Here is a 13,336-nt window from a genome sequence, read left to right as displayed (position 1 = left end):
GAGCGACGCTCGCTTCCGCACGAGCGGTGTCTCGTGATGAGGGCTCCGCTCGGCGAGCCGAGCGGAGCCCCCAAACCCCCATGCCCACCCCGAAACCCACGCCCAAGCCAGCACCCAGGCCCACGCCGAGCCAGCCTTCGACGGGCTTTCGTGTCGCGCTCACCCTCGTCAAGATCGTCGCGATCGTCTGGGGGTTCGTCGCGACCCTGGTCTCGCTGATGGCCGCGGTCGGCGCGTTGACGGAGAACGGCTACGCCCGGACGCTCATCGCGCTCGCCGTGACCGTGATCGTGCCGCTCGGGATCGCCGACAGGCTCCTGCCGGAAGGAGAAACCAAGGGCGGGGCGAGCATCATCTCCGACGTGCTCGCGATCTTCCTGCTCGGCGTGTCGCTCGCGTTCACGGGCGCGGCGAAGTTCACCGGGTCGCTCTACGTGAAGGAAGGCGATCGCCTCGCGGCCTCGGGCTACAAGACGCTCGCGCAGGTCGCCTACCTGCTCGGCGGCGTGCGGCCCGACTTCCCCGAGCCCGCGCCCGCGCCCGCACCCGCAGCGGACACGGCGACAGATGCAGGCGCGGACGCAGAGGCCGCAGCGGATGCAGGCGCGGCGGCGGACGCGGCGGAGGTGACGCCCACGGCGGCGGACGCAGGCGCGGCGGTCGACGCGAGCGCGCCGGTGGACGCGGGCGTGACGGGCAAGGCCGACAAGACGCCGGCCGAGCTCTTCCGCAGTCTCTCGCCGTCGGTCGTGACGATCTTCGTGAAGAAGGGCGAGGCGCAAGGCGGCGGGACGGGGTTCTTGATCGACGAGGCCGGGGTCGTCGTGACGAACCACCACGTGATCGAGGGCGCCGCGGCGGCGCGGATCAAGTTCGAGAACGGCGCGGCCTACGACGACATCCAGGTGCTCGTGGACAACCGCGAGGCGGACCTCGCGCTGCTCGCGATCGACCTGAAAAAACCGCTCGAAGGCGGCGCGGCGCCGGAGGCAAAACCGCTCGATCTCGGCGACTCGGACAAGATCGTGGTCGGCGAGAGGGCGATCGCGATCGGCAATCCGCTCGGGCTCGAGCACACGCTGACCGACGGGCTCGTCTCGGCGCGGCGGCTGCACGAAGGAAGGCAGTGGATCCAGATCTCGGTGCCGATCTCCCCGGGAAACTCGGGCGGACCGCTGTTCAACATGCGCGGTGAGGTGATCGGGATCAACACGGCCCAGTTCGGCGGGGCCTTCGCAGGCGCGCAGAACCTGAACCTCGCCGTGCCCGTGAACGAGCTCAAGCGCCTCGTCAAATCGAGCTACCCCGGGCGGCGCAAGCTCGGCGATCCGAGCGCCTCCTCCAGCCAGTGGTGAGTCCCTTGCGCCAGAAAATCGTCTTCGTCTTGCTCATCTGCCTCCTCGGAGGGTTCGGCGCGATCTTCGTGACGCGGAGCCGCGCGCCCCACACGGCGCCGCCGCCGAAACGCGAGGCCGCCGAAGCCGCGCTGCCCGCCCCGAGCGGGAGCACGAGCGCAGGCCCCGGCACGAGCGCCGCGGCGAGCGCGGGGCCTTCGCCGGGCACGAGCGCGAGCACAGGGCCCGTGCCGGTGGCGAACGGGAGCTCGAGCGCAGGCGCGCCGCCGGTCGACGCGAAGCCGCAGCCGCTGCTCGATCGGCCGCTGAAGGTGGTGTCGCTCGGCTGGGAGCTGGCGGCGCCGGGGATGCTCGCGAACGAGGGACAAACGCCGGGGCCGAAGAGCGTGTTCACGGCGGCGGGGCTCGACGTGCGGATCAGCGTGTCGGACGCGATGAGCGCGGTCGAGGAGGCGCTCGCGCGAGGCGGCGGCGACGAGAACGGCGCGGACGTGGCCGTGGTGCCGCTGCCGACGTTCATCGCGGCCTACGAGCGGCTGCGGGCGCTGTCGCCCGAGGTGTTTTTCGTGGTGGGTTTTTCCCGGGGGCGCGAGGCGTTCGCGGCGAAAGATGGGCTGCCCTCGGGGCCCGTGAAGGGCGACGTGACGCTCGTGGGCGCGCCGGGCGCGTCGTCGACGTTCGTGGGGCTCTTCTTGCTCGACGTGGCGGGCGTGCCGCCCGCGAACGTGAAGGTCGTGGCGGCGGGGAGCCACGACGAAAAAGAGGCCACGTTCGTCGCGTTCGATCGGACGGAGATGGGCGCGGACGGGGCCGCGGGGCGCAAGATCGTGCTGACGACGGCGGACACGCCGCGGCTCGTTCCGCTCGTGGCCGTGGCGCCGCACGGGCTCGTCGCCGACAAGGAGCGCGCGCTCGCGGCGTTCGCGAAGGGTCTTTTGGAGGGCCAGAAGAAGCTCGCCGCGGATGCGCCGGGCGGGGCGCGGATCGTGGCGGCGGCGAAGGGCGCGCCGGAGCCGCTCACGCTCTTGCGGCGGCTCGGGGACGTGGCGCCGGCGTCGATCGGGGACAACGCGAGGATGGCGGGTTTGTCGGGGCGCGGGGCGCTCACGCTGACGACGTTGTTCGCGCGGTCGTGGCAGCTTTATCGCGGGACCTCGCTGCTCGCGACGCCGCCGCCGGAGGCGCCGCCGATCGCGACGAACGTGATCGCGGCGCTCGCGCGGTCGGGCGCGCTGCCCGGCGGCGACACGAAGGCCGAGGCGGGCAAGGGCAAGCTGGAGGAGGGCGCGAAGCCGCTCGTCGTGTTCCGCCAGGAAAAACTCGACGAGGAGGCGCTGATCGACACGATCGGGCTGCTCGCCGCGGTGTTCGAGCGGAGCGTTTTGCGCGTGTCCGTGACGAGCGGGGCGGGCGTGGACGCGGCGAAGACGAAGAAGGTGATCGAGGCGGCGGCGGGGCGCTTCGATCTCGAGAGCGGAAAGCTCGTGGCGCCGAAGAAGGCGGGCGCGAAGGGGGCGGCGGTGGTGGAGGTGATGGCGCTGCCGTAGCGGGGCGCCGTGATTTCGGAGGCTGTGGCCGGGCCATGCTGAGAATCCTTCGCGAACAGGTCGACGCGCTGCGCCGGGTGGAGCTCGAAGAGTACCGGGAGCGCGTGCTCGCGCAGATCCGCGATATTTTTCCGGCGGAATGGTCCACGCTCGGCGAAGAGGGCGCTGCGTCGCTCGTCGACCGGGCCCTCGACCGCGCGGCGCGTCACGGGTGCAAGTCGGAGCAGGACGTGTTCCGCTACGTCTCGCTGATGCTGGTGCTCGGGCCCGATTTCGAGGAAGATCCGGCGCTGCCCTGGGTGCGCGAGATCCTCGACGACCCGGAGGCGAGCGGCTGGCAGAAGGTGAGCGCATTGATGGACCGGGCCATCACGTGGCTGCGCGAGCGGGACGCGCCGAAGGGCGCGGAGGAGGTGGGTCGTGAGTAACGGGGATGTGCCCATTCCGCGGCCACGGCCGGAGCGGCCGGAGGACCAGGCCGCGAAGGCCGATCAGCTCCAGAACGCGAACCAGGCCGCGTCGAACATGCCCGCGTCCGAGGCCGGCGCGGCCTGCGCGGATTGCCCGCAAGGGTTCAAGCTCGAATACAAGAGCCGCTACACGGAAGCCGGGCAGAACGACAAGACGCCGAACCGGTACACGAAAGAGGTGTGGGTGCCGGCGAAGGAGTTCATCTTCCTGATCGGGCAGGATCGGAAGCTGACGGTCCGGACGAACCCGCCGATGGCCGACGCGGAGTGGGAGGTGAAGGCGGTCGGCAATCACAGCGGGACGCCGAAGCCGAACAAGGGCAAGGGCGCGGAGTTTTCATGGGTCCCGCAGGTGACGGCGGCGCAGCGGCCGACGAGCGCGTCACGTTCGCCGAACCCGCCGGTGAAATACGAGGTGACCGTGAAGCTCACGCGCGGGCGCTCGACGACGATGACGGAGACGATCGAGCAGGATCCGCGCGACATCATCCGGCAGGAGTACGTGGACGCGCGGATGTACCGGTCGGGCTTCACGCTCCACGTGCCCTACCGGGACTGGATCATCACGGCGCCGCGCGCGGAGTTTTTGAACAACAACAATTACGCGCAGTACAAGCTGGTGCTCGACTCCGGAATGGTGAAGCTGCTCGAAGCGGTGGAGGCGGAGTACGGGGAGACGGTGACCGTGAACAGCTCCTGGCGGTGCCCGCGGAGGAATCTGGCGGCCGGGAGCAAGGTGCCGAACTCGAACCACCAGCACGGCGGCGCGATCGACATGGCGCCGAGCAATTACAACGGCATCCGGGGCGCGCAGGCGGGCCGCACCGCGATCATGAACCTGTATCGAGCGGCGCTCGCGGCGAAGGAGAAGACGGGCGCGCGGATGGTGCTGCTCGAAAAAGGGCCGACGGCGCTGCATTCGGGCAATACGGACTTGCCGCGGCCCGACGCGAAGAACCCGGACAAGAACAACGACGGGATCCGGGACAACGATTCGTCGACGATGAGCAAGCTGTCGAACGCGTCGCACGTGCACATCGACAAGGAGCCGCCCGGCGGCGGGAACGACGATTAGCCGCGCGTGACGGGCCGCGACGGCTCGTGCAGAGGACTTCCAGAGATCGGGGCTCCTCGTGTACCCTGTCCCGGATGGCATCCGAGAGCGGCCGTTACGACAAGCTCGCCGAGATCGCGTCCGGCGGCATGGCCACGGTCTACCTCGCGCGTGCCCACGGCCTCGGCGGGTTCGAACGGCTCGTCGCCGTGAAGGAGATGCACCCGCACCTCGCCAAGGAGCCGGAGTTCGTCGCGATGTTCCTCGACGAAGCCCGGCTCGCCGCGCGGATCCGGCACCCGAACGTGGTCGCGACGCTCGACGTGACCGAGAACGAGGCCGGCACGCTCTCGCTCGTGATGGAATACATCGAGGGGCCGAGCCTGCAGCAGGTCCTGCGGCGCGCCGTTCGTCAGCGCGATCGCGTGCCGCTCGACATCGGGCTCCGGATCTTCCTCGACGCGCTCGCGGGCCTCGATGCCGCGCACGAGCTCACGGACGAGAGCGGCGTGCCGCTGCACATCGTGCACCGCGATGTGTCGCCGCAAAACATCCTCGTGAGCACGGACGGCATCGCCAAGCTCACGGATTTCGGGGTCGCGCGCGCCGATTCGCGGCTTTCGAGCACGCGGACGGGGACGGTGAAGGGGAAGGTGCCGTACATGGCGCCCGAGCAGATTCGTTCGAAGGCGCTCGATCAGCGCACGGACGTGTATGCGGCGGGGGCGGTTTTGTGGGAGATGCTCGCTTGTCGGCGGCTCGTGCAGGGCGATAGCGAGGTCGCGATGATGTACCAGATCACCGAGGGCGCGGCCGTCTCGCCGCGCGAGGTGATCCCGGAGGTGCCCGAGGGCATCGCGCGCGCTTGCTTGAAGGCGCTGGAGAAAAACCCCGACGATCGATATACGAGCGCCGCCGAATTCGCCGAGGCATTGGAGGCGGCCGCGCGCGCGGAAGGGGTCGTGCTGGCGAATCATCGCGCGGTGGCGGCGTATGTCCGGGCGATCAACGTGCACCGCGCGCCGTCGGCGCTCGCCCCGGAGAGTCGGCGGTCACTGGTGTCGGGCATTTCGGGCGTGACGGGATCGGGGACGGGGACGGGGAGCAAGGAGGCGGCGCTGCCGGTGCCCTCGACGCCGGCGCGCACGACGCTGACGAGCATGCGGGATGCGGACGTCGAGGCGTCGAAGAAGAGGTCGTTCCGGGGGATTTTCATTTCGGTCGGCGCGGGGGCAGTGGCGGCGCTCGCGGTGTTCGTGTGGATGCGTTATGGGAAGCCGCCGACGGACGCCCATTTGCCGAGCGAGGCGCCGGCCGCAGAGGGCGCACGGGTCGAGACGCTGGCGCCGCCCGTGACGGCGGCCGCGGCGCCGCCTTCCGCGTCCGTGGTGGCGCCCGCGGCGTCGTCGGCGAATGCGGCGAATGCGGCGTCCGCGGGGACGGCGCAGCCCGCGGCGGCGAAGCCCGCGGCGCCCGTTTCGACGGCCACGACGAGCCGGACGGCAAAACCTCCGTCGAAGGGGGGCTATCGCCCCCGGGAGTTATGACGCGTTTCATGCGACGTTCCATCGCTGCACTCGTAGTAGCGGCTCAGCTCGCCGTTTCGAGCGCGCCCGCGTTCGCCGGGCCGACCGCCGCATCCGCGGCCGCGGCGCAGAAGGCGTTCGACGCAGGGCAGGATCTTTTCGACAAGGGCCGGCACGAGGAGGCGATTGCCAGGTTTCGCGAGGCCTACGCGATCACGAAGAGCCCGAATGCACGATTGATGGTCGCGCGTTCGCTGCTCGCCATGGGCAAGACCGTCGAGGCTTATGAAGAGCTCTCGGCGACGCGTATCGAGGCGGCGACGCTCGCCGAGCAGCAACCAAAATACGAGCGGGCCCGCGATAGCGCGGCGGCCGATCTCGCGGCGCTCGAGCCCAAGGTGGCGAAGGTGATCGTGGCGCTCGCGCAGCCCGAGGGCGCGCGCGTGACCCTCAATGGGACGATGCTGCCCGCCGAGCGGCTCGGCGTGGCCATCGTGGTGCTGCCGGGCAAGGTGGTGGTGGACGTCGAGCCGGCAAAAGGCGCGCCGATGCACCGCGAGGAGGTCGTGGTCGGCGGGCAGACGAAGACGATCTTCGTGGCCCCGGGGGTCGAGGCGTCGAATCCCGAGCCGATCACGCCCGCGCCGGCGGAATCGACGACGGGCGGCGGGGTGCGGATCGCCGGATACGTGGTCGCAGGGCTCGGCGTGGTGGGGCTCGGGGTGTTCGGCGTGACGACCGCGATGGCGCAGAGCAAATACGACGGGCTCATCGCCGATTGCGGGGGCAAACGGTGCACGGATCCGCGTTATGCGGAGGTGATCGACGAGGGAAAACGGCTCGATACGATCGCGCTCGGCTCGCTCGTGGGCGGCGCGGTGGGCGTGGCGGCGGGCGCGCTGATGATCGCGCTCGGCGGGCCGAAAGCGGCGAAGAAGGCGGACGCGAGGGTCGTGGTCGGGCCCGGGGGCGCGTTCGTCGAGGTGGGCGGGGCGTTCTGATCCGGGCGAGGTTTGGCATGACGTACAAGATGATTTCGAGGCTCGCCTGGTTGCCGCTCTTCGTCGGCCTCGTCGGCTGCAATCGGGACTGGGACGCATACGATCCGCGGCTCGGCGGCGGAGGCGCGGGCGGCGCGGGGGTGAGCGTTTCGAGCAGCAGCAGCAGCTCCGGGGAGGGCGGCGTCGGCGGAATGGGAGGCGAGGGCGGCGCGTCGAGCAGTAGCTCCGCAACGGGAGGCGCCGGGGGCGGGGGAGGCGCCGGGGGCGGGGGAGGCGCCGGGGGCGGCGCTCCGGCGTGCACGATCGCCTTGAAGGACGATTTCGACGATGGGATGACCGATCCGGCAGAGTGGTCGATCTACGCGGAAAACGGCGCGTCGGTCGCCGAGTCCGAGGGCAACCTGATCGTGACGATGGAGCCCGGGGTCCTCGGGTACGCGGTGCAGTACTCGACCCAGCCGTACGACATTTCGAATTGCGGCGCGTTCGTCCGGGCGCTGGAGGTCCCGAACCCGACCGCCAAAGCTTATGCGTCGTTCCAGATCGGCCTCGAAGCCGAGAACGCGGTCGAGATCGCTTTCTACCAGGGGACGCTGTACTTCCACAAGATCCTCGCCGGCAACTACACCGATGTGGCGTTCGTCGAATACGATCCCACCGCGCACGCGTTCTGGCGTATTCGCGAGCAGGACGGCAATACGTTCTGGGAGACGTCGCCCGACGCGCAGCAATGGACGGTGCAGGCGAGCGAGCCGAACCCGCTGCCCGCCGGGGAGATGTACGTGGCCCTGGTCGGAGGAATCGACGAGCCGGCGCCGGACCCGGGCCGGGTGCGTTTCGACAATCTCAACATCCTGCCCTGATGCAGGCAGGTTTTCAGCGTCTCACTGCGATTCGACGCTGATCTTGTTGCCCTTCACGTCCACGGCCACGGCCCGGACACGGAGCAATCCGCTCGTGACCGCGCCGACGAGCCCCGTGAACGTGAAATCGATCTGCTGCGCCGACATCGTGTTGTTGTATCTTTGCGGTCGCACGAGGATGCCCTCGTTGTTCGGGTCGTCGATGACGACGTCGGATTCGCTCGACGTATAGGTGCGATTCCAGTCCTCGATGTCGTAGGCCCGCTCGGAGAGGGGCACGAGGCCTTCGAGGATGGTGCTCGCGTCGGCCTCGAAGGTGGCGACGGAGACGCTTCGGAGATCGAGCTCGCCCGCAGGGACGTGGGCCCTGACCGTGACCTTGGGCTCGAGAGGGTTCGTCATGTCCACCTTGCTGATCTCCAGCGTGGGCGCGCCTCTGTCCGTATAAGGCAGGACGTCGAGCGGGTGGACGCAGTCCTTCTTGTTGTCGCCGGGCTTGCGAATCTCGAAATGCAGGTGCGCGAAGCCATTCGAGGCCTTGCCACTCAGGGCGATGACCTCGCCGGCATCGACCTGGTCCCCGACGTCGACGTCGACCTCGGAGCAATGCACGTACGTGCTGTAGTAGCTGCCGTGATCGACCTTCACGAGCATGCCGCCGGCGCTCGTGTCCTTCTGAATCTCGCTGACCCGGCCTGCAGCGATAGAGTAAATATCCGTGCCCTCGGGAACGGCAATGTCGATGCCGCGATGAAAGTCGTAAACGTCGTCTTCCGTACGGACGCGAGGACCAAAGGTCGATGAGAGTGGAAAATCACCGTCGGTGGCGCCGCTGATTGGCCAAACGACAGGTCCATCGGCCCCGCAGCCGGCCAGGACGAGCGTGCCCGCAGAAACGAGGACGAACGCACCCCGCGACATTAAGGATTTCATGAATGTATGATATCATTCGTGACCGGTCGCGGGAGGGAAATGCGCTTCCCAGGGCCGGCCGTTCAGGGCAACGTGGTGCCCTGGGGCAGCTCTGCGCGAAAATTCGGCGCAAGTAGATCCCGCGCGAGCTGGACCTCGACGAGATCGAGGACCGGGCTGTCCGCGACTTTGCGCAAACGATCCGCCGCCGCCGGGTCGCCCGACGCGCGACGCGCCATGGCCGTGTAAAACTCCGCCTCGACTCGCTGCGCCGCATTCTGCGCCGAGGCGAGGAGGCCGTCGTCCGTCGTGCGCCCGAGCGCCCACTGCGCGAGCCTGACGACCCACGCGTCACGATCGCCGTTCGTCGAGAGCGCGCGCGTGGCCGTGTCGTCCGGTGCCGCGCGGAGCTCTCGTTCGAGGAGGAGGAGCCAGAGGCCGCCATAAATGCGCTCTTCCTGATCGACGTCGGCTTCGAGGCCCTGGCGAACGGCCGCGCGCGCCGCGTCGAGGTCACGTCGCACGAGCGCGCGCGAGACGACCTGGAGGACCGTGGCGCCGAGCGCAGGACGATCGCTGGCCGCGACGGCGAGGGCACGATCGTGCGCGCGTCGCGCGGCCTTGGCGTCGCCGTACGCGTCGAGGACGCGGCCGAGCAAGGTCTCGGCCCGCGCGCGCATCCCCGCGTCGCCGCGCTGCTTCTGCGAGGCGAGCGCGGCGGAGAGCGCGTCCGCGAGCTCGGCCTTGGCCGCGTCGGCAGCGCCGAGGTCGCGCTGAATCTCGAACGCGAGCAGGTGCGCCTCGGCGAGATCGGCGAGGGCGACACGCGCGTCGGGCGCGGCGTACGCGCGGCGCAGATCGTCGAGCGCGGCGGCGGAGTCCTTGGCCTGGCGATCGGCGCGCGCGACGCGCACCCACGCGGCGACCGAGGGGTCGGCCTTGGCCGCGGTCACGAAGAGCGGGCGCGCCGCGGCGAGGTCACCGCTGCGGACCTCGACGGAGGCCATGAGCAAGCGCAGGCGCGCCGGCGTGGGTTCGAGGCCGGCCGGCGCGATCTCCGGTCGATCGGCGGCCGCGAGGATCGGCGCGGCGGCGCGGAAGGTGCGGCGAACGGCGTCGACGTCGCCCGCGTCGGCGTCGACGGCCATGGCCTCGTAGACGATGCGGTTCGCGGCCGCGATGAACCTCGGGCTCGGCTGCGCGCCGAGCGCGCCCGCGAGCACGGCCGGCGCGCCCTCGGACATGCCGAGGCGCACGAGCTCTTCGGCGAGGAGCGCGGCCATGCGGAAGTTCTTCGGGTCCTTGCGGTACGCCTCGAGCACGCTGCCCCAGACGCCCGCCTCGACGAGGCGTGGATCGAGCCGCTCTTCGCGTTCGTCCTCGTCCTCGCCCGTGGGCGCGCCCTCGTTGGCGAACGCCGCCGCGACCATCTCCCACGCCTCCGCGTCGCCGTCCTCCGAGGCGACCATGAGGCTTCGGCGCAGCGCGGGCTCCGTGATGAGCCGGACCTCGGAGCTCTCGATGCGCGACAAGGCGCCCTGGGCGTCGCCGTGGCGGATGAAGATCGACGCGAGCATGACCGCGCCGGTCTCGATGGAGCGCGCCGCCTCCATGGCCTCGGCGCGCTCGGGCCGCTTGCCCGTTTGTCGGAAGATGCGGTTGATCTCGATGCCGCGGTTGACCCACGCCTCGATCGCGTTCGCCGCGGCATCGAGCGTTTCTCCCGACGGATCGACCATGGCGCGCGCGGCGAGGTAACGCGCCTCGGCGCCGAGACGAACGCCGGGGCTGCCCGCGTGCGTGTCGCCGATCCAGCGTTCGAGGTTCGAGAGGTGCTCGTCGAGCTCCGCGCGTCCTGGCGCTTCCTTGCCGATCGCCGCGGCGCGCATGCGCATGAGCGCGTGCACGCGGCCCTCGTCGCCGAGGTTCGAGAGGTGGCGGATCGCGCCGTCGAGCGCGCGCGCGCCGGCCTCGTCGACCATCGCGCCTTGTCCTTCGCCGACGCGGACGAGGTAGAGCGCGCCCATCACGCTCGAGGTCGCTCGCTCGGGCGCGCCGAGCGCGAAGCGTCGCTCGGCGTGGGCGAGCTGGCGGCGCACGACGCCCGCGACGGTGCCGAGGCGCTCCGGGCTGCGCGAGCCGTCCGAAAGGACACGCGCGAGCGTGGCGGCGAAGTCCGCGTCTTGGACGTTCACGGGGCGGATGGGGCCCTCGACGACCTGCACGGGGGTCTTCGTGGGCCGGGCCGGCGTCCCGCAACCCGCGGCGCCGGCGGCGAGGAGCGAGGCGAGGACAGCTCGGGCGAACGCGCGCACGCGGGGCGTAGATCTCGAAGGCATTCTTTGCGGAGTGTACACGGCGGGCGCGAACCTGCACGAGGCGACGAGGGCCCGAGGGCGCCCGAGCAAGCTCGAAACCGGCGTAGACGAACCGAAGCTCTTCGGGCTTACGTCTTCGTGTTCGGCTTGTGTCCGAGGAGCTTGCCGGCGAGCTCGTCGCCGAGCTCGTTGGCCATGAGCTTCTCGACGATCGCCTCGGTCTCGCGGCGCTCTTTGTCGTCGTTGTACTGGAACTCGATGCCCATGCCGGCGGGGGAGTCGGGCGTGGCGTCGACGGGACGCACGATCCACTTGACCCGCCCGCGAAGACGGAGCGGCTCGGCGAGGTTCTTGATGCTGAGCGCGAAGACGAACTCGGTGTTCACGTCGAGGGGCCGATCCGTGCGGATGAACGTGCCGCCCTTCGAGATGTTGCGCGTGTAGTCGGCGAAGAACGTGTTGAGGCGCTTGTATTCGACGTTCAGCTCGATGGCCGCGCGGCCTCCGGTGGTTCGCCGGTCGCTCACGGGAGTAACCTATCCCCAACCTCGCGAGACTACAATCCGGGCATGCACTGGAAGGAGAGGCTCTCCTCGCTGAAGCAGGCCGCCGAGGGCGTGGTGTTCGGGGCGCGGACGGTTGGCCGCGTCGCGATCCAGACCAAGATGCCGAGTCACGTCCACTGGGCCGGGCTCGAAGCCGCCGCGCGTGAGCTCTTGCGAACCAGGAAGGCCGCGCCGCCGCTCTTGTTCCACTTCATGGCCCACAACGATCCACACACCGTGGGCCTCGTGGGGCTCTCCGCGTTGCCGAGCGGCAGGCTCGTGGAGGATCGCGCGTACTCGTTCTCCGAGATGAACGAGCGGATCGATCGCATCGCCGCAGGCCTCGCCGAGCGAGGCGTTCGGCCGGGCGATCGGGTCGCGCTGATGCTCAAGAACCGGCCGGAGTTCGTGCTGCTCCAGATCGCCGCCGGCAAGCTCGGCTGCGGGGCGGTGAGTTGTTCGTTCCGATCGACGCCGAGCGAACTCGAGTACGTGGTGACGCACTCGGGCGCGCGTGCGCTCTTCTTCGACGTGGACGTCATCGAGACGGTGCGCGAGGCGGAGCCGCTGCTCGCGCGGATCGGCGCATCACGATGTTTTTCGGTGGGCGGCGCGGCCGCGCCGTTCCCGACGCTCGAAGCGCTGGTCGCGTCGGCGAAGGGGCCGCCGCCTTCCACGGGCGACGAGCCCGCGGTGGTGATGTACACGTCGGGCACGACGGGCAAACCCAAGGGCGCGGTGCGGCAGTTCGCGAGGGGCGCGACGAGCGCGGCGCTCGCGTTCATCGGAGAGACGCCGATGGAAATGGGCGAGGTGCACCTCGCGGTGTGCCCGCTCTATCACGCGACGGCGTTCGGGTTCATCACGATGTCGTACCTCGTCGGGAGCACGGTGATCGTGCTGCGCGAGTTCCGGCCCGAGTCGTTCCTCGAAGCGATCGAGCGCTACCGCGTGACGACGACGGCCGTGGTGCCGACGATGCTGCACCGGATCGTGGAGCTCGGGGAGGAGAGGATCCGGCGCTACGACACGTCGTCGCTGAAGGCGATCTTCACGGGCGGCGCGGCGATCTCGATCCCGCTCGCGAACGAGGTGCTCCGGATCTTCGGGGACAAACTGTTCAACTTCTACGGGGCGACGGAGACGGGCGTGGTGACGCTCGCGAAGCCCGCGGATCTGCGCGCGGCGCCGGGCACGATCGGCCGCGCGATCCCGGGCGCGGAGGTGCGGCTCTACGACGAGTCGGGGCGGATCTCTGGGCCCGGCGAGGTGGGCGAGCTCTACGCGCGGAGCGGGCAGCTTTTTTCGGGCTACCACGCCGACGACGCAGGCACGCGCGACGCGATGCGAGACGGTTTCTTCTCGGTCGGCGACCTCGCGCGGAGGGACGAGCGCGGCTACTTCTTCCTCGAAGGTCGCAAGCGCGACATGGTCATCTCGGGCGGCGTGAACGTGTATCCGGCCGAGGTGGAGGGCGTGCTGCACGATCATCCGGCGGTCGCGGAGGTCGCGATCGTTGGCGTCCCGGACGAAGCGTGGGGCGAGCGCGTGCGCGCGTTCGTGGTGCTGAAGCCGGACGCGCGCGCCGAGGCGAAGGAGCTCGAGGCGTTCGCGCGCGCGCGGCTCTCGGGCGCGAAGGTGCCGCGCGAATTCGTGTTTCTTCCGTCCTTACCGCGCAACCCGACAGGCAAGGTGCTGAAGCGCGAGCTCCGCACCATGGCCCTGTGACGAGCGCAGAGGTTTGG

Annotated in this window: 11 protein-coding genes; 8 read left to right on the top strand and 3 right to left on the bottom strand. The window is 70.0% G+C overall.

The window, feature by feature from the left end:
- Positions 1-80: 80 nt before the first annotated feature.
- The 7 genes from QHF84_RS09265 to QHF84_RS09235 all read left to right on the top strand — a co-directional run bounded on the left by QHF84_RS09265 (position 81) and on the right by QHF84_RS09235 (position 7,816).
- The gene (locus tag QHF84_RS09265; protein WP_281312847.1) at positions 81-1,355 is read left to right on the top strand and encodes a trypsin-like peptidase domain-containing protein; all 1,275 of its coding nucleotides are present in this window, start codon (positions 81-83) and stop codon (positions 1,353-1,355) included.
- Positions 1,356-1,360: 5 nt separating this feature from the next.
- Positions 1,361-2,902, top strand: coding sequence for a hypothetical protein (locus tag QHF84_RS09260; RefSeq protein ID WP_281312846.1), 1,542 nt, complete (start codon positions 1,361-1,363; stop codon positions 2,900-2,902).
- A gap of 35 nt (positions 2,903-2,937) precedes the next feature.
- A complete protein-coding gene (locus tag QHF84_RS09255; protein WP_281312845.1) occupies positions 2,938-3,330 on the top strand; it encodes a hypothetical protein in 393 nt (130 codons plus the stop codon).
- Positions 3,323-4,447: a D-Ala-D-Ala carboxypeptidase family metallohydrolase gene (locus QHF84_RS09250; RefSeq protein ID WP_281312844.1), complete on the top strand. Its 1,125-nt coding sequence runs from the start codon at positions 3,323-3,325 to the stop codon at positions 4,445-4,447. Before QHF84_RS09255 ends, QHF84_RS09250 begins: the two co-directional genes overlap by 8 nt.
- Positions 4,448-4,521: 74 nt before the next feature.
- Entirely contained in the window at positions 4,522-5,973 is a 1,452-nt protein-coding gene (locus tag QHF84_RS09245) for a serine/threonine-protein kinase (protein ID WP_281312843.1), read from the top strand.
- Between the two features lie 8 nt (positions 5,974-5,981).
- Positions 5,982-6,953: a hypothetical protein gene (locus QHF84_RS09240; protein ID WP_281312842.1), complete on the top strand. Its 972-nt coding sequence runs from the start codon at positions 5,982-5,984 to the stop codon at positions 6,951-6,953.
- Between the two features lie 17 nt (positions 6,954-6,970).
- On the top strand, positions 6,971-7,816 hold the full coding sequence (locus QHF84_RS09235) for a hypothetical protein (protein ID WP_281312841.1): 846 nt from the start codon (positions 6,971-6,973) through the stop codon (positions 7,814-7,816).
- Between the two features lie 21 nt (positions 7,817-7,837).
- On the opposite strand, the gene QHF84_RS09230 is transcribed toward QHF84_RS09235, so the two are convergent.
- The 3 genes from QHF84_RS09230 to QHF84_RS09220 form a co-directional block, all read right to left on the bottom strand.
- Positions 7,838-8,749: a M23 family metallopeptidase gene (locus QHF84_RS09230; protein WP_281312840.1), complete on the bottom strand. Its 912-nt coding sequence runs from the start codon at positions 8,747-8,749 to the stop codon at positions 7,838-7,840.
- Between the two features lie 62 nt (positions 8,750-8,811).
- Positions 8,812-11,067: a hypothetical protein gene (locus QHF84_RS09225; RefSeq protein WP_281312839.1), complete on the bottom strand. Its 2,256-nt coding sequence runs from the start codon at positions 11,065-11,067 to the stop codon at positions 8,812-8,814.
- A 107-nt stretch (positions 11,068-11,174) separates the two neighbouring features.
- Positions 11,175-11,573 (bottom strand): TIGR02266 family protein, encoded by a 399-nt coding sequence (locus QHF84_RS09220; protein WP_281312838.1) that lies wholly within the window; start codon positions 11,571-11,573, stop codon positions 11,175-11,177.
- Between the two features lie 42 nt (positions 11,574-11,615).
- On the opposite strand from QHF84_RS09220, the gene QHF84_RS09215 reads away from it, so the two are divergent.
- The gene (locus tag QHF84_RS09215; protein ID WP_281312837.1) at positions 11,616-13,319 is read left to right on the top strand and encodes an AMP-binding protein; all 1,704 of its coding nucleotides are present in this window, start codon (positions 11,616-11,618) and stop codon (positions 13,317-13,319) included.
- Positions 13,320-13,336 lie beyond the last annotated feature (17 nt).

It is taken from the genome of Polyangium sp. y55x31 (assembly GCF_029946505.1).
Classification (GTDB): Bacteria; Myxococcota_A; Polyangia; order Polyangiales; family Polyangiaceae; genus Polyangium.
Note: the sequence above shows the minus strand (reverse complement) of the source record. Positions and strands in the feature narration are given on the sequence as shown.

Coding starts and splice junctions, on each gene's coding strand:
- QHF84_RS09265 (WP_281312847.1), top strand. CDS start 81: ATGCCCACCCCGAAACCCACGCCCAAGCCAGCACCCAGGCCCACGCCG.
- QHF84_RS09255 (WP_281312845.1), top strand. CDS start 2,938: ATGCTGAGAATCCTTCGCGAACAGGTCGACGCGCTGCGCCGGGTGGAG.
- QHF84_RS09245 (WP_281312843.1), top strand. CDS start 4,522: ATGGCATCCGAGAGCGGCCGTTACGACAAGCTCGCCGAGATCGCGTCC.
- QHF84_RS09240 (WP_281312842.1), top strand. CDS start 5,982: ATGCGACGTTCCATCGCTGCACTCGTAGTAGCGGCTCAGCTCGCCGTT.
- QHF84_RS09235 (WP_281312841.1), top strand. CDS start 6,971: ATGACGTACAAGATGATTTCGAGGCTCGCCTGGTTGCCGCTCTTCGTC.
- QHF84_RS09230 (WP_281312840.1), bottom strand. CDS start 8,749: ATGAAATCCTTAATGTCGCGGGGTGCGTTCGTCCTCGTTTCTGCGGGC.
- QHF84_RS09225 (WP_281312839.1), bottom strand. CDS start 11,067: ATGCCTTCGAGATCTACGCCCCGCGTGCGCGCGTTCGCCCGAGCTGTC.
- QHF84_RS09215 (WP_281312837.1), top strand. CDS start 11,616: ATGCACTGGAAGGAGAGGCTCTCCTCGCTGAAGCAGGCCGCCGAGGGC.